18 protein-coding genes and 5 tRNA genes are annotated in these 21,702 nt (G+C 59.9%); 19 read left to right on the top strand and 4 right to left on the bottom strand.

Annotation, left to right across the window (positions count from 1 at the left end; all coding sequences use genetic code 11):
* Positions 1–12: 12 nt before the first annotated feature.
* The 13 genes from ACQQ92_RS01680 (at position 13) to typA (ending at position 13,836) form a co-directional block, all read left to right on the top strand.
* On the top strand, positions 13–1,716 hold the full coding sequence (locus ACQQ92_RS01680; RefSeq protein ID WP_427795620.1) for a DnaA ATPase domain-containing protein: 1,704 nt from the start codon (positions 13–15) through the stop codon (positions 1,714–1,716).
* A 238-nt stretch (positions 1,717–1,954) separates the two neighbouring features.
* Positions 1,955–3,058: a DNA polymerase III subunit beta gene (gene dnaN / locus ACQQ92_RS01675; protein WP_427795619.1), complete on the top strand. Its 1,104-nt coding sequence runs from the start codon at positions 1,955–1,957 to the stop codon at positions 3,056–3,058.
* 9 nt (positions 3,059–3,067) lie between these two features.
* Positions 3,068–4,174: a DNA replication/repair protein RecF gene (recF, locus tag ACQQ92_RS01670; RefSeq protein ID WP_427795618.1), complete on the top strand. Its 1,107-nt coding sequence runs from the start codon at positions 3,068–3,070 to the stop codon at positions 4,172–4,174.
* Entirely contained in the window at positions 4,161–4,724 is a 564-nt protein-coding gene (locus tag ACQQ92_RS01665; protein ID WP_427795617.1) for a DciA family protein, read from the top strand. Before recF ends, ACQQ92_RS01665 begins: the two co-directional genes overlap by 14 nt.
* Before the next feature lie 103 nt (positions 4,725–4,827).
* Positions 4,828–6,858 (top strand): DNA topoisomerase (ATP-hydrolyzing) subunit B, encoded by a 2,031-nt coding sequence (gene gyrB, locus ACQQ92_RS01660; RefSeq protein WP_427795616.1) that lies wholly within the window; start codon positions 4,828–4,830, stop codon positions 6,856–6,858.
* A 185-nt stretch (positions 6,859–7,043) separates the two neighbouring features.
* Positions 7,044–9,755 carry a DNA gyrase subunit A gene (gyrA, locus tag ACQQ92_RS01655; protein WP_427795630.1) on the top strand — a complete coding sequence of 904 codons (2,712 nt, stop codon included), beginning with the start codon at positions 7,044–7,046 and terminating at the stop codon, positions 9,753–9,755.
* Between the two features lie 300 nt (positions 9,756–10,055).
* Positions 10,056–10,132, top strand: a tRNA-Ile gene (locus ACQQ92_RS01650).
* A 67-nt stretch (positions 10,133–10,199) separates the two neighbouring features.
* Positions 10,200–10,275: transfer RNA gene (locus ACQQ92_RS01645), tRNA-Ala, on the top strand.
* 4 nt (positions 10,276–10,279) lie between these two features.
* Positions 10,280–10,356, top strand: a tRNA-Ile gene (locus tag ACQQ92_RS01640).
* 153 nt (positions 10,357–10,509) lie between these two features.
* A complete protein-coding gene (locus ACQQ92_RS01635) occupies positions 10,510–11,010 on the top strand; it encodes a bifunctional nuclease family protein (protein ID WP_427795615.1) in 501 nt (166 codons plus the stop codon).
* Positions 11,011–11,280: a hypothetical protein gene (locus ACQQ92_RS01630; RefSeq protein WP_427795614.1), complete on the top strand. Its 270-nt coding sequence runs from the start codon at positions 11,011–11,013 to the stop codon at positions 11,278–11,280.
* 150 nt (positions 11,281–11,430) lie between these two features.
* On the top strand, positions 11,431–11,880 hold the full coding sequence (locus ACQQ92_RS01625; RefSeq protein WP_154516767.1) for a hypothetical protein: 450 nt from the start codon (positions 11,431–11,433) through the stop codon (positions 11,878–11,880).
* Positions 11,881–11,997: 117 nt separating this feature from the next.
* Positions 11,998–13,836 (top strand): translational GTPase TypA, encoded by a 1,839-nt coding sequence (gene typA, locus ACQQ92_RS01620; protein WP_154516764.1) that lies wholly within the window; start codon positions 11,998–12,000, stop codon positions 13,834–13,836.
* A 104-nt stretch (positions 13,837–13,940) separates the two neighbouring features.
* On the opposite strand, the gene ACQQ92_RS01615 is transcribed toward typA, so the two are convergent.
* The 4 genes from ACQQ92_RS01615 to ACQQ92_RS01600 form a co-directional block, all read right to left on the bottom strand.
* Positions 13,941–15,086, bottom strand: coding sequence for a polymer-forming cytoskeletal protein (locus tag ACQQ92_RS01615; protein ID WP_427795613.1), 1,146 nt, complete (start codon positions 15,084–15,086; stop codon positions 13,941–13,943).
* 184 nt (positions 15,087–15,270) lie between these two features.
* Positions 15,271–15,960 (bottom strand): trimeric intracellular cation channel family protein, encoded by a 690-nt coding sequence (locus ACQQ92_RS01610; protein ID WP_229770653.1) that lies wholly within the window; start codon positions 15,958–15,960, stop codon positions 15,271–15,273.
* A 300-nt stretch (positions 15,961–16,260) separates the two neighbouring features.
* A tRNA-Ser gene (locus ACQQ92_RS01605) sits at positions 16,261–16,351 on the bottom strand.
* A gap of 48 nt (positions 16,352–16,399) precedes the next feature.
* Positions 16,400–16,490: transfer RNA gene (locus tag ACQQ92_RS01600), tRNA-Ser, on the bottom strand.
* Positions 16,491–16,983: 493 nt separating this feature from the next.
* Between ACQQ92_RS01600 and rpsF the strand changes: the two genes are divergently transcribed.
* The 6 genes from rpsF to ACQQ92_RS01570 all read left to right on the top strand — a co-directional run bounded on the left by rpsF (position 16,984) and on the right by ACQQ92_RS01570 (position 21,658).
* A complete protein-coding gene (gene rpsF / locus ACQQ92_RS01595; RefSeq protein ID WP_006235831.1) occupies positions 16,984–17,277 on the top strand; it encodes a 30S ribosomal protein S6 in 294 nt (97 codons plus the stop codon).
* A 48-nt stretch (positions 17,278–17,325) separates the two neighbouring features.
* Positions 17,326–17,778 carry a single-stranded DNA-binding protein gene (locus ACQQ92_RS01590; RefSeq protein ID WP_006235830.1) on the top strand — a complete coding sequence of 151 codons (453 nt, stop codon included), beginning with the start codon at positions 17,326–17,328 and terminating at the stop codon, positions 17,776–17,778.
* A 72-nt stretch (positions 17,779–17,850) separates the two neighbouring features.
* The gene (rpsR, locus tag ACQQ92_RS01585; RefSeq protein ID WP_006235829.1) at positions 17,851–18,117 is read left to right on the top strand and encodes a 30S ribosomal protein S18; all 267 of its coding nucleotides are present in this window, start codon (positions 17,851–17,853) and stop codon (positions 18,115–18,117) included.
* A 15-nt stretch (positions 18,118–18,132) separates the two neighbouring features.
* A complete protein-coding gene (gene rplI, locus ACQQ92_RS01580) occupies positions 18,133–18,663 on the top strand; it encodes a 50S ribosomal protein L9 (RefSeq protein WP_427795612.1) in 531 nt (176 codons plus the stop codon).
* Between the two features lie 218 nt (positions 18,664–18,881).
* Entirely contained in the window at positions 18,882–20,279 is a 1,398-nt protein-coding gene (dnaB, locus tag ACQQ92_RS01575; protein WP_156599526.1) for a replicative DNA helicase, read from the top strand.
* A gap of 92 nt (positions 20,280–20,371) precedes the next feature.
* Positions 20,372–21,658: an adenylosuccinate synthase gene (locus tag ACQQ92_RS01570; RefSeq protein WP_427717940.1), complete on the top strand. Its 1,287-nt coding sequence runs from the start codon at positions 20,372–20,374 to the stop codon at positions 21,656–21,658.
* Positions 21,659–21,702: the final 44 nt, after the last annotated feature.

The raw sequence follows: 21,702 nt of genomic DNA, 5'->3' as shown, positions 1-21,702 counted from the left end.
ACGGGAGAGACAGTGGACGAGGAAGCAAGCATCATCCTGGAGGATGCCATCGCCTTTTGCCAGCGCGACGGCCAAGATGCACGCCTCATCAACATGTTGGGGCAATCGCGTGCCGTGAGCCTGACCGAGGACACCTTGACCATCGAGGCACCGTCGCGCTTTGCCATTGCGCAGCTCAAAAAGCACCAGCCGACTATCGAGCACTACCTAGAAGAGATTGCCTTTGCGCCGATCGCGCTCAACATCGTGGCCCCGCAGGGTCCCACGACGGGCGCCACAGGGGCGGCACCCGTCACTCCCCCTTTGACGACCGTCGCCCCCGTGGCGGCTCCGGAGACCAATGCGAGCGATGTTTCCTGTGAAACCATGCCCCACGCAACAGCCGTGCCGGTAGCAACCGCGCCCAACGTTTCACACATGCCCGTCGCGCACGATGCGGCGCCGGGCGAAGAACCGGGCATCGCGATCAAAAACACGCTGTCGGCAGACGATTTCCGCCGCATGATGAATCAGATGAGGGGCGTGGCACCCGCCAAGAGCGCAAAACCAGTCTCGACATCGCCTGTGAGCGTGCCTGCGGCTGCGGCGCCGGGCGAGCAGAACGCCGATGGCGCGCCCCTCGTGGCCAACTCAAAATTCACCTTCGAAAACTTTGTCTACGGCCCCGAAAACAGCCATGCCTATCGTTCGGCGCTTAAATTCGCCGCACTCGCAGACGAACGCGGTACTTGCACATCCCTGTTCATCTATGGCAAATCGGGCTTGGGCAAGACCCACCTGCTGCTCGCTATCAAAAACGAGCTCGCCGAGAAGTCGCCCGAGATCAAAGTGAAATACGCCAACTCACAGGCATACATCGATGATCTGATGACAGAATTCGACCGCCAAAAGAAGAGCAACGCCCCCATCATGCAGGCATACCACGGCGTGGACGTGCTCATCATCGATGACATCCAAAACATCATCGGCAAGCGCGCGAGCGTGGACTACTTTTTCCAGCTCATGGACGAGTTTATCCGCAACAACAAGAAGGTCGTGATTGCCGCAGACCGTGCGCCCAAGGACCTGAACATGGACGAGCGCCTGACCAGCCGCTTTAACGCCGGCATGCTCTGCTTGGTAGCAGAGCCCAGCTACGAGATGAAGTACAAGATTCTGCAGCGCTATTACGAGAACACGATCGCGGCGGCGCCCGAGGCGGGCGACGACTCGCTGCTGGCGGCCTACGGTGGCGACAGCGGACATCTGACCGACGAGCACTTTAAACATATGGCGGAGGTATCAGGCACCAACATCCGTGAGCTCGAGAGCTTCTGCGAGCGCTGCGCCGGGGAGGCGGGCGACCGCGAGCGCGAGGGTAGCGAGCTGAGCTTCGACGACATCGATGCCATCGCCAGCCAGTACTTCGACACGTCGGCCAAAAAGATCAACGTGCAGACAGTTCAGTCTGTTATCGAGGAGCAGTACGGCGTGACGCATGAGGAGCTCATTGGTCCGCGCCGCAATGCCAATATCGCCAAGGCGCGCCATATCGCCATCTACCTAGCGATCGAGATGTGCGAGATGACAACCACCGCCGTGGGTGCGGAGTTTGGCAACCGCAACCACTCGACCGTCAGCACGAGCTACAAAAAAGTCCAGAAGATGATTCAGGAAGACCGGACCGTGACCGAGGACCTCAAATCGCTACGAGACAAAATTACACTGCGCTCGTAGGGAAATAGGCACACCTGTTGAAAACTTGTCGAAACCGCGGGCATAAGGTGTCTAAAACCCAGTCTGCTCCGATGAAAAGTTTTGCGCAGGTTTTGAACGTGGAAAACGACCCCTGTTGCACACAGGGAACTGTCGATTCTCTTTTTGGGTTTGACCTGCATGTTTGGGAGTAATCAACAGTTTCGTCAGTACTATTACTATTATTGAGATATTTATATCTATAGAAAGGTATTAAAAGATGAAGTTCACCGTCAGCCAGAGCTCGCTTACGCAAGCAATCGGCGTCGTCATGAAGGGTGTCGCTTCGGCATCCACCCTCCCCATTCTGTCGGGCGTGCTCATCAAGGCACAAGACGGCATCTTGGAATTCCAGACCTCTAACTACACTATCTCGATTCGTCACCGCATCGCGGCACATGTGGAAGAGGAAGGTGAGATGGTAATCCCCTGCAAGATGCTCTCCAACATCACCAAGACCCTTCCCGATGCCCCAGTTACCTTTGAGCTTTCGGAGCGCCAGGTGCTGATCGGTTGCGAGAAGAGTTCCTTCCGCCTGAATACGCTCGATGCCAACGATTTCCCCGAGTTCCCGGCCTATGCCATCGAGAGCGCCGTTGAGCTCCCGACCGACATTCTGTCCGAGATGGTCAGCCGCGTGTGGCGCGTCACCTCGACCGACAAGGCCCGCCCCATCCTGGGCGGTGTGCATATGAGAGTCGAAAACAACACCGTGCGCCTGGTGGCGACCGACTCCTTCCGTCTGGCCGTGTGCGATACGCAGGTGGAGACCTCGACGCTCGAGGGCTCCTTTGAGCTCAACGTGCCGGCCGATGCCTTCAACGACGCCCTGAGCATCATGGCGGGCCAGGCGACCATTATGATCGGTGCCACCGACACCCAGGTTGTCTTTGAAGCCGGCAACACCACCTACGTGTCGCGCCGCATAGAGGGTGTGTATCCCAACTACAAGCAGCTCATCCCCGATTCGTGCGTAACGAGCGTCAAGATCGACGTGGCGGCTTTTAATGCCGCCCTCAAGCGCGTGGCAGTCATCGCGAGCGCCAACCCCGCCGTCAAGTTTGAGATCGATGTCGAGAACGGCCAGATGGGCCTGTCCTCCATCTCCAATGACCAGGATCTGGCGCAGGAGACGATCGATGTCGAGGCCGAGGGCGAGTCGGGCACCATTGCCTTTAACTACCACTACATCTTTGGCTGTCTCAACGCCCTGTCCAAGGAGAAGGAGATCACGCTGGAGCTCAAGAGCTACTCGCAGGCCGGCATCTTTAAGTCCTACGACAAGATCAACTATCTGTACCTGGTCATGCCGGTGCGCATCTAGCGGCGCCCTATGGCTATGTTCGCCCGCGACCTTTCCGTCGCGCGCTACCGCAGCTTCGATAGCTATCGCCTGGCGCTGAGCGATGGCGTGACGGTGCTCGCGGGGCCCAACGCGGCGGGAAAGACCAACCTCATAGAGGCGCTGCAGCTGCTAACGAGCGGCGCCTCGTTTAGGCATTCCTCTGCCGTCGAGCTTGTGCACGACGGCACGGGTTTGTGCAAGGCCGAGCTTAGGCTCGAGGGCGATGGCCGCGTACTGGACATGGGCCTATGCGTGGAGGACGGTAAGCGTTCGTTTAGCCGCAACGGCAAGCGATGTGCCGCCTCTGGCGTGCGCGGCGTGCTGCCGAGTGTTTTGTTCTGCCCCGATCATCTGGATATGGTTAAGCGCGGTGCCAGCGTGCGTCGCGCCGCGCTCGACGACTTTGGTGTGCAGCTGAGCGCCCGCTATGCCGACCTGGCAAGCGCCTATGGCCGCTGCGTGACGCAGCGTAACGCCCTGCTCAAAGAGAAATGGTGCTGCCGTGAGATGCTCGGTGCGTGGAATGAGTCGATTGCCCGCGCCGGATCGGCCCTGCTGGTGCACCGCTTGGCCTTGCTCGATCGCTTGGACGCCCACGTGCGCAATGCCTACGGGCTGGTTGCGTCCGGGGAGGAGGCCGATGTGGCCTATGCGTCCACGTTGGGAGAGCTGCCCCAGACCGATGACCGCGAGGAGCTGAGGGGCTGGGCATACGAGCACATGCTCGCGGCGCTCGACGAGCGCGCCGACGAGGAAATCCGCCGCGGCGTGACACTCGTGGGTCCGCACCGCGACGAGATTGAGTTTTCGGTCGCCGGCCGCTCGGCCCGCTCGTTTGCCAGTCAGGGTCAGCAACGTACGTTGGTTCTGGCTTGGAAGGTGGCCGAGGTGGCCGTAGCCCGCGATATTCTGGGTACCGCCCCGCTGCTGCTTTTGGATGACGTGATGAGCGAGCTCGACGGCGATCGCCGCGCCGCTTTTTTGCAGCTGATCGGCGACGACATCCAGACAGTCATAACCACCACCAATTTGGGATACTTTACCGATGAGTTACTTGATCGAGCCAAGGTGGTGAGCATGGGTGAGGCGTGCTAATTACGAGCGTGAGAACGGCACGGCTGCCTTCAGTGACTTTTTGGGTGCCGAGCGCCAGCGCATCTTGGCGTCGGCCACGCCCGATCGTCGTGCGCAAATGGAGGCCGCCGAGGAATCGCGCGCGGTCTACCGTGCTTGGAACGCGGTGTGCTCGGGCACGCGCGAGGGCCGGCACGTGACGGGGCTGCGTTATCTTCCCGAGTCCAACGAGCTTCTGGTGTATCTCGATTCGCCCTCGTGGACACAGGAGATGACACTTTTGCGCGAGATAATCCGCGCGCGCATGGAGCGTGCCGGCGCGCATGTGGATGGCCTGGTATTTAAGACGACCCGCCCCGGCCACACGCCGCCCGCGGCAAAAGAGCGCCTGCGCCCGGTCGCGACCGGGCGCCCGCCCGCGCCGCATGCCGACCTGAATGAAGCCGAGCGCGCCGAGATCGAGCGCCAGGTATCGCCCATCGAAGACCAAAAACTGCGTGAGGCCCTCCAGAACGCCATGAGGGCCAGTGCCGAGTGGGCCAAGGGCGTGCAAAGCAAAAAAGAGTCTTAAATCGCATCTGGTGGCCTTGTATAGGCAAATACCCTCGTCCCCGAGGGTATTTTTACGATAAAATAGTAAGGCTATACAGATTTTCTTAACCGAAGGAGGACGTGTGGCAAACGAAAACGATTACGATGGCGGCGAAATTAAGATCCTCGAGGGTCTCGAAGCCGTCCGTAAGCGCCCGGGCATGTATATCGGCTCGACGAGCGCCAGCGGTCTGCACCACCTGGTGTGGGAGATCGTTGACAACTCCGTCGACGAGGCCATGGCCGGTTTCTGCACCGAGATTCAGGTGACGGTCCACGCCGACAACTCCATTACGGTCGTCGATAACGGGCGCGGCATCCCCGTCGACGAGCACCCTGTCAAAAAGATTCCGACGCTCGAGGTCGTCATGACGATCCTTCACGCCGGCGGTAAGTTCGATAACTCGGCCTATAAGGTTTCCGGCGGCCTGCACGGCGTGGGCATCTCCGTTGTCAACGCCCTGTCCAAGCGCGTGGTCGTACAGGTGCGCCGCGACGGCAATATCTACGAGATGGAATTCTCGCGCGGCAAGACCGTCAGGAAGATGGAGGTCGTGGGCGCCTCGGATTCGACGGGCACCACCGTCTCCTTCTGGCCCGACGACGAGATCTTCGAGACCTGCGTCTACGATTTCGATACACTGCACAATCGTCTGCAAGAGACGGCGTTTCTCAACAAGAACCTCAAGATCGTGCTGACTGACGAGCGTGAGGCGGCTCCCCGCGTGGAGGAGTTTTGCTACGAGGGCGGCATCATCGACTTCGTCAAGTTCCTCAACGACGGCAAGGACGTCCCCGAGGCCTTTAAGGAACCCATCTACATTGAGGGCAAATCGGACCCGGATGCGCCCGTGGCCAAGATGGGCGAGGTCGAGGTGTCCCTGCAGTGGAACGCCGGTTATGGTGAGAACGTCATGTCGTTTGCCAACGACATCTACACCCCCGAGGGCGGCATGCACCTTGAGGGCTTCCGCACCGCCCTCACCCGCGTGATTAACGATTACGCCCGCAAGCAGAACCTGCTTAAGGAGAAAGAGGCCAACCTGAGCGGTGACGACGTGCGCGAGGGTCTCTCGGCCGTCATCTCGGTCAAGCTGCCCGATCCGCAGTTTGAGGGCCAGACCAAGGCCAAGCTCGGTAGTTCCTACATGCGCGCGCTTACGCTCAAGATCGTGACCGACGGTCTTGCCGACTACCTCGAGGAGCACCCCAAGCCCGCCCGCGAGATCGTCAAGAAGGCGCAGCAGGCCTGCAAGGCCCGCAACGCCGCCCGCAAGGCGCGCGAGGCGACCCGTCGCAAGAGCCTGCTCGAGACGGCGTCGCTGCCCGGCAAACTCGCCGACTGCTCGGTGCGCGATGCCGAGCTGACCGAGCTCTTCATCGTAGAGGGAGACTCGGCAGGCGGTTCGGCCAAGGACGGCCGCCGCCGAGACATCCAGGCGATTCTGCCCCTGCGCGGCAAGATTCTGAACGTCGAGCGCGTGGGTGACCATCGTGCGTTCTCGAGCGACACCATCCAGTCGCTGATCACCGCGATCGGTTGCGGCGTCACGACGAGCGCCGGCGACGGCGGCGACTTCGATATCACCAAGGCGCGCTACCACAAGATCATCATCATGACCGATGCAGATGTCGACGGTGCGCATATCCGCATCCTGCTGCTGACGTTCTTCTACAAGTACATGCGCCCGCTGATCGATGCCGGCTATGTCTATGTTGCCTGCCCGCCCATCTTTGGCATTAAGGTGCGCAACAAGATCCACTACGTGTATCCCAACGGCCGACAGCCCGAAGACGAGATTCTGCGCGACACCATTCAGAGCCTGGGCCTGAACCCCGACGACAACGACGAGGACGGCAAGGCCAAGGATGGCAAGATCACCAAGAAGCGCAAGGGCTATACCGTTCAGCGCTACAAGGGCCTGGGTGAGATGGACCCCAAGCAGCTTGCCTCGACGACGATGGACCCCAAGACCCGCATTTTGCAGCGCGTGACGATCGAGGATGCCGTGGTGGCGGACCGTGCCGTACGCGAGCTCATGGGTTCCGAGGTGGGCTATCGCCGCGAGTACATTGAAAAGCATGCGCATGATGCACGCTTCTTAGATGCCTAACCTGTTCGGCTTTCCCAGCCACCGCACCTTCGCCCTCAATCGTCGGTTGCGTATCCAAGTACGCTTCCCTCCTCTTTCGGGCGAATCTGCGGCACCTGGAAAAGCCGTCTCCGTGGTAGGGAACTAATGGACCACGCAAACCATGAGGAGGTAACGTGGCAGACGATATCAACAACAACGAGGGTATGGATGCGGCCGGCGCCGCCGGTATGCCCGATGATCTGAAGCGCCTGCTCGCCCGCGCCGAGCAGGGCAAGGATGGCGATCCGGATTCCTACAACCCCGATGTCGAGGATGAAGAGGAAGAGGATGACGACGCCGAGCTCGAGGAGAGCTTTGGCGCGGTCGATCGCGGTGCCTCGGCCGGCGAGGACATCAACGGCGGCCAGCTCCAGATTTCGGAGTTTGGCCGCGAGATGAAGCAGTCGTTTATCGAATACTCGATGTCGGTCATTACGGCACGCGCCCTGCCGGACGTGCGCGACGGCTTAAAGCCGGTGCACCGCCGCATCCTGTACGCCATGAACGAGAGCGGCATCTACCCCAACCGCCCGCACAAGAAGTCGGCCTGGACGGTCGGCGAAGTTATCGGTAAGTACCACCCCCACGGCGACTCCGCGGTCTATGAGACCATGGTTCGTCTGGCGCAGTGGTTCTCCATGCGCACGCCGCTTATCGACGGCCACGGCAACTTTGGCAACATCGACGGCGACGGTGCCGCAGCTATGCGTTACACCGAGAGCCGTCTGGCAAAGCCCGCCATGGAGCTGCTCCGCGACCTGCAGAAGGATACCGTCGACTGGCAGCCCAACTACGACGAGTCGCTCGCCGAGCCCGTGGTACTGCCCGCACGCTTCCCCAACCTGCTGGTTAACGGCAGCCAAGGCATCGCTGTAGGCATGGCCACCAATATCGCCCCGCATAACCTCACCGAGGCGATCGAGGCCACCTGCTACCTGATCGACAACCCCGACGCCACCGTCGACGAGCTCACGCAGATTATGCCCGGCCCGGACTTTCCCACCGGTGCCATCATCATGGGTAGCGCCGGCATTAGGCAGAGCTACGAGACCGGCCGCGGTTCCATCACCGTGCGTGCCAAGGCCCATGTGGAGTCCACCAAGACCGGCCGCAGCCGCCTGGTCTTTACCGAGATTCCCTACATGGTCAACAAGGGCACCCTGCAGGAGAAGATCGCCCAGCTCGTAAACGACAAGCGCATCGAGGGCATCTCGGACATGCGCGACGAGTCCAACCAAAAGGGCATCCGTCTGGTCATTGAGCTCAAGAAGGGCGTTATCCCGCAGGTCGTACTTAACAACCTGTATAAGTACACCTCGCTGCAGACCACCTTTGGTGCCAACAATCTGGCGCTCGTCAATGGCGTTCCTAAATGCCTGAGCCTGCGCGAGATGCTGCAGCACTACATCGACCACCAGGTCGACGTAGTCACCCGCCGCACCCACTTTGACCTTAAAAAGGCCCAGGCCCGTGCACATATCCTTGAGGGCTACCTTATGGCCCTCGACCATATCGACGAGGTCATTAGCATCATCCGCTCCTCGCAGACCGATGCCGAGGCCAGCAGCCGCCTGATCGAGCGTTTTGGCTTTACGCCCGAGCAGACCACGGCCATCCTCGAGATGAAGCTGCGTCGCCTGACCGGTCTGGAGCGCGACAAGATCCAGGAAGAGCTGGACGGCCTGCGCCGTGCTATCGCCTACTACGAGGACCTGCTGACGCACGAGGAGAAGATTCTGGGCGTCATCAAGGAAGAGATGCGCGAGATCTCCAAGAAGTTTGGCGACAAGCGCCGTACCGAGATCAGCCAGGTCGAGAAGGATCTGGACGTCGAGGACCTCATCGCCGACGAGGACATGGTCGTGACCATCACCCACACCGGCTATGTGAAGCGTATCCCGGTGGCCGCTTACCGCGCCCAGAAGCGCGGCGGCAAGGGCGTGTCGGGCGTCAACCTTAAAGAGGACGACGTTATCGACGAGATGTTTATCGCGTCCACCCACGAGTATGTGCTGTTCTTCTCGAGCAAGGGCAAGGTCTACCGTCTGAAGGTGCACGAGCTGCCGGTTGGTACGCGCCAGGCGCGCGGCACCGCAATCGTCAACCTGCTTCCCTTTGAGGAAGGCGAGAAGATCGCGAGCGTCATTAGCTGTCGTGAGTTCCCCGCCGATGAGTACCTGATGTTTGCCACCAAGAACGGCATGGTCAAGAAGACCGTGATGAGCGCCTATGATCGCAGCCGCCGCGATGGCCTAATCGCCATCAACCTGAGGGACGACGACGCGCTGCTCGCCGTGCGCCGAGTACGCGAGGGCGACAAGATTATCATGGCCACCACTGCGGGCAAGGCGATCATGTTCCCCGAGGACCAGGTTCGCGCTACCGGCCGCGACACCAGCGGTGTCCGCGGCATTGGCATGAAGGACGGCGTGAGTGTCCTGGGCATGGAGGTCACCAACGGCGAGGGCGACCTGTTTGTCATTACCGAGTGCGGCTACGGCAAGCGCACGCCGGTCTCGGATTATCCGGAGCAAAACCGCGGCGGCCAGGGTGTCTACACCATCCAAATGACCGAGCGCAAGGGCAACCTTGCGGCCATGAAGGCGGTCGGCCCGCAGCATGAGCTGTTTATCGTGACGGAGGGCGCGACGGTCATTCGCGTCAAGACCGACGAGATCAGCCAGACCGGTCGAACCACGCAGGGTGTCAAGATGATGACCGTAAGCGATGACGACCGCGTGTGCGCCGTTGCCCGCATGACGGCCGCCGAAGAGAAGCCCGAGGGCGAAAGTGCCGAGACCGCAGACGTCACCGAAGAGGCCCCAGTCGACCCAAGCGACGGCAACGACATACCAGAGGATCTCCTAGACGAGTAAGAGGCCCTAGCTGGTAAAAATCATCAGACCCCATATATCGGCGGTCGGCGCGCAGTGCGCCGACCGCTTTTTTGACAATCTTTGAACCCCACGTCGGCCCCGGCTGCCCGGCGGCATGCGAAGTCGATCGCGAGTTCCGCATGAGCCGGAGAGCACTTAATGTGCTCTCCGTGCGAGCAGGACTGTCCTAGCAGGCGACTTCGCATGCCGCCGGGCAGCCGGGGCCGACACCCTTCAAAGATTTTCAAAAAAGTTGTTGACGCGTGCGTAACGACTCGTCTAATATATCCCTTGCGCGATGGACCTGTAGCTCAGTTGGTTAGAGCGTCCGGCTGATAACCGGGAGGTCACAAGTTCGAATCTTGTCAGGTCCACCACTTTCTTTCGCAATAAACACCCCAGCGAGAGCCGAGTCGCCGCTGGGGTGTTTATTACTGTCTCCGTGGGGGTTTAGCTCAGCTGGGAGAGCGCGGGCTTTGCAAGCCTGAGGTCAGGGGTTCGATCCCCCTAACCTCCACCATGATGGACCTGTAGCTCAGTTGGTTAGAGCGTCCGGCTGATAACCGGGAGGTCACAAGTTCGAATCTTGTCAGGTCCACCATCTAAAACGTAAAGAGCCCCGAGCTATTGCCTCGGGGCTCTTTTCTTACCTATCCAATAAGTTTTTGTGTGCGGTGCGAAAGTTTGGGTAGTATAGCTATTCAATGCGGCGGAGCTGCCGCGCATGCCAATCACAACGTACCGGAGGTGTTCCATGGTTCGTGTCGACATAGAGACCATCGTCATGGCCGCCGGTCCCGTGCCATCGCTGATCGTCTTGCGCGAGCGTTGCCGTAAGTCGGATTCGTCCGCGCCGCTGCGCTCTCTTTCCATCCAGACCGGTTCCTACGAGGCAGCGGCCATCAGCCGCGGTATCGATGCCGGCCGCACCGATCGCCCCATCACCCACGATCTTTTGCTCGATACCATCGAAGTGGTGGGAGCAAAGATCGAGCGTATCGAGATCGGGCGCGCCGAGCCGCCGGTGTTCTACGCGACGGTCGTCGTGCACACCGATAGGGGCGAGCATATGCTTGACGCACGACCGAGCGACGCTATCGCCCTTGCCGTGCGCAGCAATGCCCCCATGTTTGTGGAGGACGACATCATGAATCGCTTGGGCACCGTTTCCCCGCTTGCCGACGAGGTTGACGACGAGAGTGAGTTCGAGAAGTTTGACGAGTTTGTCCACACGCTCTCGCCCGATGATTTCTAAATGTCGGTTGAGCACGATGCACGGCGAGCGCTGATGGGTACCAGTGTGTCGACCGAAGCAGCCGCTATCGCGCGTGAGGCCCATATGCGCGTCGAGGCATTTGAGGCCGCGCGCATTGCGTATGTGACGCAGGCTCGCACCCTTCGCGAGCGCCGTGACTCCTATATCAAGATGGTTGTTGTCTCCGCGCTTGCCGCGGTAATCTTGTCGCGGCTTCGTGGTACAGTTGGTGCGCTTGGGTTTTCGATTTCGACGGGCCTGGTGATCTGAGGCGTGGTCGATGCGGTAATGCTGACCAACCAGATCAAGGTGCTCGACAAGCGCGCGGCGGATATGGTTCGCGCCCGTGACGCTGCCGCCAGAATCGCGGCCGAGGCACAGGAGTTATAACGACGCCGAATGCGATGGGAAGGTCAAAAGATGGCACAGGATATGCAGGACGCCGGTAACGTCTCCGCCGAGCTCGACGCCATGGTGTGCGATCTGATCGGTGCGTTTTTGGACGACCTTGCCGCCGGTGAAAACCCGGGCGTTGTCGTGGCGATCGAGGATGCCGCCTCCAACCGCTACCTTGCGGCTCTCGACGAGGACGGTGAGGAAGCATGCCTGGAGGCTGCCACCAACTTTATCTCCGAGCACAAGATGGGTCTCAAGGACGAAGGCCTGGGCCGCATCGCCCGCTATGCCATCGGCTACACCGGCTGTGTGGAGATCGAGGGCGGATATCACGACGCTTTGCTCGTTAGCTTCTTCGAGACCACGCTCGAGAGCGGTTTTTCGGCATATGTGCTGTACGAGGGCATGGGCGCCGGCGATGGTTTTATGTGGAGCGACCCTGAACCTGCAGGTGAGGAAACCCCTCTCATCTAGAATCGCTAAAATAAACGAGTTTTCGGTAAAAGGCTCAATATTCCCGCCGAGCGTTGTGTTGCTGGACGGGTCACATACGCGTGCCGTTTGTATATAGATAGAAGATAGGGGAACTACATGCGCGTAGACAATCTGAGGAACATCGCCATTATCGCCCACGTCGACCACGGTAAGACGACGATGGTTGACAAGCTCCTGCGTGCCACGGACGCCTTCCGTGCCAACCAGCAGGTCGAGGATCGCGTCCTGGACTCCAACGACCAGGAGCGCGAGCGCGGCATCACGATTCTCGCCAAGAACATCTCTATCGAGTACAAGGACGTTAAGATCAACGTCATCGACACCCCGGGCCACGCCGACTTTGGCGGTGAGGTCGAGCGCGTGCTGCGCATGGCCGACGGTGCCCTGTTGCTGGTCGACGCCTTTGAGGGCCCCATGCCCCAGACCCGCTTCGTCCTACGTCACGCCATCGACACCGGCCTTAAGATCATGATCGTCATCAACAAGATCGACCGTCCGGGCGCCAACCCCGAGAAGGCCTACAACGACTGTCTGGACCTTATGGCCGACCTGGGCGCCACCGACGACCAGCTCGAGTTTGCCATGGAGCACGTGGTCTATGCCAGCGCCATGAATGGCTTTGCCCGCCTTGACCCCAACGACGGCAACATGGACATGTACCCGCTGCTCGACATGATCATCGACGACATGCCCGCGCCCGAGGTTGACGAGACCGCGCCGCTCGCTATGCAGTGCGTGACCATCGACCACTCCAACTTTGTCGGCCGCATCGGCATTGGCCGCGTGTACTCCGGCACCATTCGCCAGGGCGATCAGATCCTGGTCGTCAAGAACGACGGTTCCAGCGCCACCGCTACCGTCAAGCAGCTCTTTACCTTCGACTACCTGGGCCGCACCGAGTGCCAGGAAGTCGGCGCCGGCGACATTGCCGCCGTCGTGGGTATCGAGCGCACCGACATCGGCGATGTCTACACTGATCCCGAGAACCCCGTCGAGCTCGAGCCTATCGAGATCGATCCGCCGACCCTGTCCATCGTCTTCGAGGCTTCGACCTCTCCGCTCGTCGGCCGCGATGGCGACATTGTGGGCGCCCGTCAGCTCAAGGAGCGCCTGTTCAATGAGGCCGAGAACAATGTGACCATGAAGATTGAGGAGCTCGAGGACAAGAGCGGCGTCGAGGTCTCGGGCCGCGGCATTCTGCACCTGTCCGTCCTGATGGAGTCCATGCGTCGCGAGGGCTTTGAGTTCCAGGTCGGCCGTCCCCGCGTTCTGTTTAAGAAGGATGAGAACGGCAACAAGATGGAGCCAGTCGAGCAGGCCGTCGTCGAGTGCCCGGACGAGTACTCGGGCAAGGTCGTCGAGGTCTTTGGCACCTCTGGCGGCATTATGACCAGCATGGACACCTCGGGCATCGTGACGCACCTTGAGTTTAAGATCCCGACCCGCGGCATCATGGGCCTTAAGAACCGCATCATGAACGTCACTCACGGCGAGGGCGTGTTCTATCACACCTTCCTGGAGTACGGTCCTTACGCCGGCGAGATCGGCAACCGTCAGAACGGCGCCATGATCTCCATGACCACCGAGAAGGCCGTTGCCTACGCTCTGGGCACGCTGCAGGAGCGCGGCCAGCTGTTTGTTGAGCCGGGTGTCGAGTGCTACGAGGGCATGATCGTGGGCGAGCGCAGCAAGGCCGGCGACATGGTCGTCAACATCGCCCGTACCAAGAACCTGGGCAACCAGCGTTCCTCGACCTCCGATATCTCCGTGCAGCTGGTGCCGCCTCGCACCTTCTCGCTGGAGGAGGCGCTGGAGTACATCGCCGATGACGAACTGGTGGAGATCACCCCCAAGAACATCCGTCTGCGCAAGCGTCTGCTCAACGCCACCGATCGCAAGAAGGCTGCCGTTCGCGCCGGTCAGGTCAACAAATAAGCGCTGAGCTCTGTAGCATTCACAAGAAAGGGCGTCGACCATCGCGGCCGGCGCCCTTTTTGTACCACCACAAAGAGGAAGGGCACCTTTGCGGTGGTTGGCGGTTAGGCGGAGGGAAGGCCCGGGGTGTTGGGGGCCTGTTGCGGTTTGACGTGGGCGCTGCGCCAGATGATCTGAATGAGATAGCCCAGCATAAAGACGAAGGCTACGCCGCTGATAAAGTTGCCCATAAGGGGAAGTGCTGTAAGGGCGCCGGCGATGGCGCCGCCCACGGCGGCCATGGCGTAGCGGTTCTGGCTGTGCCCGACCATGCGTGCGACCGCGGTGCCCGCAAAGGCCGCCGAGACCAGGGCGATGCCGATGACGCCGCACATCAGGGCTCCGGCGAGCGACAGGCCGGCAATCGAGATGATGAGCAGCAAGATGGCGGGAGCGGCGGCTACCGTGCCCAAAAGACCGCTCACCCACAGCGGGGCGGGGTGCTGGTGAAGCATACCGGCCGCGCTGGCTGTTGCACGCGGAAAGACGAGCTCAAGGAGAATCGCGACAAAGCAGGTGGAAAGAGCTGCGGCAACGATGCCGCCGATGACGTCGTTGATGGTGGAGGTATCCTCGTTCTCGGTGCGGTCGATCTTGAGGGCTCCCACTTTGGCGCCGTCGGCGCGTTCGGGGTCCTGTGAGACATGAGCGTTTACGGTGCCGGTGATGTTGGCGTTTTTGCCGAGCACCAGCTTGTCGGCCCAGACCTCAACATCGCCATCGACAGTGCCGTCGATGGTTACCGTACTGCCCGCGAGCACTGCCGACTTGGCGGAGCCGCGCAGGGCAACCGTCTCACCTGCGGCATAGAAGCAATTGGCGGTACTGCCGGAGTTAAGTACGACGTGCTGAGCGGCAACTGTCACGCTTCCATCAATGGTGGTCTTGGCGATATCGATGGTGCGCGCCGCCAGGCGAACGGCGCCGCCTACGGTGCAGTCGCGAATCGACAGGCTTTCGCCGGCGGCGATGATATCGCGGTCGATGGACGCGTCGTCCAGGCTAAGGATTTGACCGGCCCAGTACAGATCGCCCCCGACGCCGGATGGACTGGAATCCCCGTCGGACACGAAAACATTGCCCGCGGTGTCGGTGCCGGCGAATGCCATGGAAGGCAGCGCGGTAAACGCCAGCGCGATAAGCGCGAAGGCCATAATGAGGCGTCCGCGCATGTTGTGACGTTGTGCCGCCGCGGGTTGGTTGTGAGGCATGGTGAATCCTTTGCTTGGTGATTTGCATACGCCCAATATGGTACCCATTGCGCCTTCGCTCTAAAAGAAACTCGCGGTTGCAGTATTCTGCATGGGCAATTGCCTACGTAAGACGTCGTGGGATATCGGGCCTGCGGCCGGTTGTAGATAGGCTGTCACCTTGCGATGGGCCGGGCCGTGCTATCTATTTTTTACGATGTAGGAAACGCGCGATATCGTCCTCGGTGGGGCTTTTGATGTCAAAGCGCAGCGAGAGCCAGCGCAGGCCCATGGTCACTGCGACGCAAACGACCAGCGCGACGACATTGCTGACCAAGCCGCTCATGACAAGGCAAACATAGCTTGCCGATCCAGCGATAGCCGCGATGGCATAGAAGTTGGTGCGCTGGAAAATACCCGGCACCACGCCCATAAAACCATCGCGCAGCATGCCGCCGCCTACCGCGGTAAAAAAGCCCATCATGATGCACACGACCGGTGCAAATCCGTACACGAGCGCCTTATCTGCGCCGGTTGCCGCATAAATACCCACCGAGATGATGTCGAGCAGGGGGATGAGCTTGTCGGGCTTGTCGACGATGGCAGGGAAGATGTAGATGATGGCCGCCGTGGCGATGGACAGCGGAAGCGCCATGGGCTGGTTAAGGATGTAGACGTTGCCCACCTGGAGCGTCATATCGCGCAAAAGACCGCCGCCCAGACCGCAGACCACGGCGAGCGCGACGGCGCCCACCAGATCGAGTTTGTGCTCGCGCGCAACCAGTACACCCGAAATCGACGCCGCGACGACAGCGAACATCTCGAGCCAAAACGGGATGGCAACCATGGCATCCGAGGCGTGTGCGGTAACGATTACAGTGGCGATGACGGGCAAGGTGGGTTCCTTTGGGTAGTTGGATTGGAAAATGCCCGTACATAGTACATGGTTGTGGGAGGTCGTGACCCCATTGCTCGGTAAACGGTCGGAACTGGGCGCGGTCACAGGTTCCAAACATGTACATCAGCATCCAAAAACGACATTTTTTGACATCTTTGGAGGGTGATGTACATGTTTGGAGATCTGGGTTGGTGTTGAACGCCCTGTCGGGTTCGAACCCCTCCTCCGCCGCCGTATTTGTCTGTAAGGGAATCAAAACAAAAAAGCTCCCTTTGTTGGGAGCTTTCTCAACCAAAATGGCGGAGGAGGAGGGATTCGAACCCTCGTGACCTTATACAGGCCAAACGGTTTTCGAGACCGCCGCATTCAACCACTCTGCCACCCCTCCGCGTGGGGTAAAAACAAAGCAGGCACAAAGGCCTGCTTTGGAATTAACTGGCGGAGAGTCAGGGATTTGAACCCTGGAGACGCTTTTGACGCCTACACGATTTCCAATCGTGCTCCTTCGGCCACTCGGACAACTCTCCGTTAAATGCGAAAGTCAGTATACACGAGGAATCGCAAAGTGCAAACCAAAAACTTGGCATTTTTTAAATCGCATCGCTCCGTCGTTTGCCCAACCGTGCCGAAACCAATCGATGACCTGTGTAATCGGCCCAGGCGAACTGTTCAAATGAGGTAGTTACGGACGGTCGGGAATCAAGTTTAATAATTCAAAATGTCGCGTTGTACCGCTGGTATGCATTTTGCGACCGCAGCCATGCTGCGAGCGACTTGCGTTTATCTGGCAGAAAGTCGGTATGTACCCGCCCTTGTCCTCAAATCCGTCAAGCTCTTGGACAGCATTTGGTTGGAATATGCAAGAAAGGCCGTGCGAGTATGGGCATATGTGGAGGTCATGAGGTTGTAGCTGCATATTCTTGCAGCCTGGGAGGTTGGAAGATACTATTACCAAGTCTTTTCCTGCTTCAGGCGCACCTTCACGACCTGAAGCCACATTTGTCCAGAGGAGGTGACAATATGAAGGCTTATGAACTGCTGTTCTTTGTTGACCCGTCGCTCGACCCCGAGACTCGTCTCGCTGTTATGAAGCGTATCGATACCACGATCGCTGAGGGCGCTGGCAAGGTCGACTCCGTTGACGAGTGGGGCAAGCGCAAGCTCGCCTACGAGATCAACGACCTCACCGATGGTGACTACACCCTCATCAACTTCCACGCAGATCCTACCCAGATCGCCGAGCTTGATCGCGTCCTGCGCATCACCGACGCTGTGGTCCGCCACATGATCGTCCGTCGCGACGACCAGGAGTAAGACTGTCGTTTTGGACTGGGCTTGTGCCCCAAGAGGAAGTAGTGAGTAATGAGCATCAATCGAGTGAACATCACCGGTAACCTCACCCGCGATCCCGAGCTGCGCGCCACTGCCGGCGGAACCCAGGTTCTGTCCTTTGGCGTCGCCGTGAACGATCGCCGCCGCAATGCGCAGACTGGCGAGTGGGAGGACTATCCCAACTTTGTCGACTGCACTATGTTCGGCACCCGCGCCGAGGCCGTGAGCCGTTTCCTGGCAAAGGGAAACAAGGTCGCGATCGAGGGCAAGCTGCGCTACAGCTCTTGGGAGCGCGACGGTCAGCGCAGGAGCAAGCTTGAGGTCATCGTCGATGAGATCGAGTTTATGAGCTCCCGTGGTGGCCAGGGTGGCTACGATCAGGGCGGTTACGCCCCCGCAGCTCCCGCGCCCGCAGCACGTCCGGCCGCACCGGTGGCTACGCCGCCCGCGGTCGACGTCTACGATGAGGACATCCCGTTTTAAGGGTTGTTCACCTATTTTTGAGTGAGAGGCGGCTTCGGTTCGCCGAAGTTGCCAAATGAAAGGTATTTTGACATGGCTAATGATTTTTCTGCACGTCAGCCGCGTCGTAAGTACTGCCAGTTCTGCAAGGAGAACACTGAGTTCATCGACTATAAGGACACTCAGCTTCTCCGTAAGTACATGACCGACCGTGGCAAGATCAAGCCCCGTCGCGTCACTGGCGCTTGCACGCAGCATCAGCATGACATCGCCAACGCCATCAAGCGTGCCCGCGAGATGGCTCTCCTGCCGTACACCGTCCCCGTGGTTTCCTCTCGTGGCAACCGCGACCGCGGCTAAGAAGGGAGACGCATCATGAAGGTTATTCTTCTCGATGAGATCAAGGGCAAGGGCGGCGAGGGTGACGTCGTAGAGGTCGCTCAGGGTTACGCTGAGAACTTCCTGTTCCCCAAGAAGCTCGCTGTTGCCGCCACCAAGGGCAACCTCAAGCAGCTTGACGAGCGTCGCAACAACATCGCCAAGCGCGAGGCCGTCCGTCTGGCTACCGCCAACGAGACCAAGGCTGCCCTCGAGGGCAAGCAGGTCACCGTTGACGTCAAGGTCGGCGACGAGGGCATCCTCTTTGGCTCCGTCACCGCCGCTATGATCGCTGACGCCATCAAGGATCAGCTCGGTATGGACATCGACCGCAAGCGCGTCGAGCTCGGTAAGCCCATCAAGGTTGCCGGTGCCCACACCGTTGCCATCTCGCTGTACCGCGAGATCAAGGCCGAGGTTGTCGTTCTCGTCGGCGTTACCGCCGAGGAGCTCGCTGCCGAGGCTGAGGTCGAGGAGGCCGCTGAGGCCGAGACCGCCGAGGTCGAGACCGAGGCTGCTGCTGAGTAGCATTTGCTGCAACGCAACAATCTTGTTCTAAGAAGGGCGCTCTGGGAGACCGGGGCGCCCTTTTATTTTTTGCGCTGAGTGGGCGTCACGTCATACATTGAGATGTAGTTCCACATAAGGGACCGTTCATCCGTTTGGTTCGGTGATGATTGTTAAGGCGCGCCTCGATTTAAAGCTGTGGCTGATACTATGGATGCTCGCAAGCGATATGAATGAGGATGCTCATGGCATATGACGATAGGGAGACATGGCTGACGGTCGAGGACCGCGGCTCCAAGTTGGGTCTCCCCCAAAACCAAGATGCAGAGGCCAACGTACTGGCCGCCATGCTGCTATCGCCCGAGGTGGTCGAAGAAGCCCAGGTCGAGCTGCAGCCCGATGATTTCTACCGGCCCATTCATAAGACCATCTATACCGCGATGGTCGATATGTACAACAGTCGCATTCCCATCGACTCCATCTCGCTGATCGATTACCTGCGAAGCATCAACAAGCTCGATGCCGTGGGCGGCGAGGCGTACATTTTGGAGCTGATGGGTCAGACCCTGTCGCTCGTCAACTGGCAGCACCATGCCGCCATCGTTCGTCGCGACTCGATGCTGCGTGAGCTGATTGGCGCCACCAACGAGATTAACGCGCTGGCCTATAACGCCCCCACCGATACCAAAGAGATCGTGGAGCTGGCCGAGAGCAAGCTGCTCAAGGTTACGGCGCGCGAGGTTAAGTCGAGCTACAAGACACTGACCGAGTTTATGGTCGAGGCCTATAACGAGGCCGAGGAAGTGTGCCAGGCCGGTGGCCAGGCAGCGGGCGTGCCCACGGGCTTCCCGTCACTCGACCGCATGCTTATGGGCTTCCGTGAGGGCCAGCTCATCATTATCGGCGCCCGCCCCGCCGTGGGTAAGACCTCGTTCGCTCTAAACCTGGCGCTCAATGCCGCCGCTGCGGGCTACACCGTCGGCTTTTTCTCGCTGGAGATGTCGGGCAAGGAAATTGCCCAGCGCCTGATTTGCGCCTATGCCATGATTTCGATCAGTGATTTTCGCATGGGTCGCATTAGCCCCGAGCAGTGGGCCAATATCAACGAGGCCACGCAGACCTTGTCCAAGCTCGATATTCTGATTGACGATACGCCCGGCACCACGGTGACCGAGATTCGCGCCAAGAGCCGCCGCATGCTCCACAACAAGGAGAAGGCCATCATTATCTTGGACTACCTGCAGCTGGTGAGTCCTCCGCCGGGACGCCGTTCCGAGAGCCGCACCGTCGAGGTCTCCGAGATGTCGCGTGGCTTAAAGATTATGGCCAAGGAACTCAAGATTCCGCTGATCGCGCTGTCTCAGCTGTCGCGTCAGGTCGAATCCCGTACCGGCAAGCGCCCGCAGCTTTCCGACCTGCGCGAATCGGGCTCCATCGAGCAGGACGCCGATATCGTCATGTTCTTGGACCGTTCCGCCGACGAGGCTGAGGCCTCGCGCGACGACCGACCTGACGAGGGCGTCACGCGTATTGTCGTGGCCAAGAACCGTTCGGGCCCGATCGGCGACGTCGACCTGATGTTCCTGCCGGCATCCACCAAGTTCTATGAGCTTGATGGGGTGCATACCGAGGAGTAGGACAGGCGCCCGTTGCACGGGTATACTGGGAATGTTTTGTGCTTCTGCCCGCCGTGTGGCGCGCAGACAGTCCATGTATGTAAGGAGTAAACATGCCGTCAACCGTTTTGGTCGGTGCCCAGTGGGGCGATGAGGGCAAGGGTAAGATCTGCGACCTGATCGCCGGCGACTTCGATGCCGTCGTGCGCTATTCGGGCGGCAACAACGCCGGCCACACCATCGTTGTCAACGGCAAGAAGTACGGCCTGCACCAGGTGCCCTCCGGCATCATGTACGCCGACCACGTGTCGGTGATTGGCAACGGCTGCGTCGTCAACCCCAAGGTTGTCCTTGAGGAGATCGACATGTTCGAGGCCGATGGCATCACCACCAAGAACCTCAAGATCAGCGGCAACGCACACGTGATCATGCCGTATCACGTCGACCTGGACGGCGCCTTTGAGCAGAAGCTCGGCAAGAAGAGCATCGGTACCACCAAGCGCGGCATTGGCCCGTGCTATCAGGACAAGATGGCTCGTATTGGTCTTCGTATGCAGGACATGCTGGACGAGGAGCTCTTCCGCGACAAGCTGGAAACCGCTCTTGCCCGCGTGAATCCCGAGCTCGAGCTGCTTTACGGCCTGCCCACCTACACCGTGGACCAGATCTGTGAAGAGTACCTGCCCATGGCCGAGCGCCTGCGCCCGTACATCACCGAGACGAGCCTGCTGCTCAACAACATGATCGATGAGGGCAAGACCCTGCTCTTTGAGGGCGCCCAGGCAACATTGCTCGATATCGACCATGGCACCTATCCGTTTGTCACATCTTCTAACTGCACCGCCGGCGGCGCGATCACCGGTTCTGGTGTTGGCATGAAAAACGTCGACCGCGTGCTGGGCGTCATGAAGGCCTACATCACCCGCGTCGGTGCAGGCCCCATGCCCACTGAGCTTTCCTACGAGTCCGAGGCCGGCCATACGCTGACCGAGGAGGGCTATGAGTACGGCGTGACCACCGGTCGCCGTCGTCGCTGCGGCTGGTTTGACGGTCCCATCGCCAACTACGCCTCGCGCGTCAACGGTCTTACCGACATCGCCCTGACCAAGCTCGACGTGCTTTCGGTCTTCGACACCATTAAGGTGTGCGTGGCCTATGACGTCGACGGCGAGCGCTACACCAGCGTGCCCGAGCACCAGGTGCGCTTTGAGCATGCCAAGCCCATCTACGAGGAGCTTCCCGGCTGGAAGTGCGATATCACCGGCTGCCGCAGCTTTGAGGAGCTGCCGCAGGAGGCTCAGGACTACGTGGCATTTGTCGAGGATCTGGCGCACACGCGCGTGACGTTTGTCGGTGTTGGCGCCGGCCGCGAGCAGATCATCAACCGATTCTGGAAGTAATCGGCGTTATTTGGTTATTGCGATATACCCCTTCGCAGCCCGGA

The organism is Collinsella sp. SGI.241 (genome assembly GCF_050312955.1).
In the GTDB taxonomy this organism is placed as follows: domain Bacteria; phylum Actinomycetota; class Coriobacteriia; order Coriobacteriales; family Coriobacteriaceae; genus Collinsella.
Note: the sequence above shows the minus strand (reverse complement) of the source record. Positions and strands in the feature narration are given on the sequence as shown.

What these genes read in the sequence shown, in the direction of transcription:
- dnaN (WP_427795619.1), top strand. Translation starts at nt 1,955, where the DNA reads ATGAAGTTCACCGTCAGCCAGAGCTCGCTTACGCAAGCAATCGGCGTC.
- ACQQ92_RS01570 (WP_427717940.1), top strand. Translation starts at nt 20,372, where the DNA reads ATGCCGTCAACCGTTTTGGTCGGTGCCCAGTGGGGCGATGAGGGCAAG.
- ACQQ92_RS01635 (WP_427795615.1), top strand. Translation starts at nt 10,510, where the DNA reads ATGGTTCGTGTCGACATAGAGACCATCGTCATGGCCGCCGGTCCCGTG.
- ACQQ92_RS01615 (WP_427795613.1), bottom strand. Translation starts at nt 15,086, where the DNA reads ATGCCTCACAACCAACCCGCGGCGGCACAACGTCACAACATGCGCGGA.
- rpsF (WP_006235831.1), top strand. Translation starts at nt 16,984, where the DNA reads ATGAAGGCTTATGAACTGCTGTTCTTTGTTGACCCGTCGCTCGACCCC.
- gyrA (WP_427795630.1), top strand. Translation starts at nt 7,044, where the DNA reads ATGGATGCGGCCGGCGCCGCCGGTATGCCCGATGATCTGAAGCGCCTG.
- rplI (WP_427795612.1), top strand. Translation starts at nt 18,133, where the DNA reads ATGAAGGTTATTCTTCTCGATGAGATCAAGGGCAAGGGCGGCGAGGGT.
- recF (WP_427795618.1), top strand. Translation starts at nt 3,068, where the DNA reads ATGGCTATGTTCGCCCGCGACCTTTCCGTCGCGCGCTACCGCAGCTTC.
- rpsR (WP_006235829.1), top strand. Translation starts at nt 17,851, where the DNA reads ATGGCTAATGATTTTTCTGCACGTCAGCCGCGTCGTAAGTACTGCCAG.
- ACQQ92_RS01630 (WP_427795614.1), top strand. Translation starts at nt 11,011, where the DNA reads ATGTCGGTTGAGCACGATGCACGGCGAGCGCTGATGGGTACCAGTGTG.
- dnaB (WP_156599526.1), top strand. Translation starts at nt 18,882, where the DNA reads ATGCTCATGGCATATGACGATAGGGAGACATGGCTGACGGTCGAGGAC.
- ACQQ92_RS01590 (WP_006235830.1), top strand. Translation starts at nt 17,326, where the DNA reads ATGAGCATCAATCGAGTGAACATCACCGGTAACCTCACCCGCGATCCC.
- typA (WP_154516764.1), top strand. Translation starts at nt 11,998, where the DNA reads ATGCGCGTAGACAATCTGAGGAACATCGCCATTATCGCCCACGTCGAC.
- ACQQ92_RS01625 (WP_154516767.1), top strand. Translation starts at nt 11,431, where the DNA reads ATGGCACAGGATATGCAGGACGCCGGTAACGTCTCCGCCGAGCTCGAC.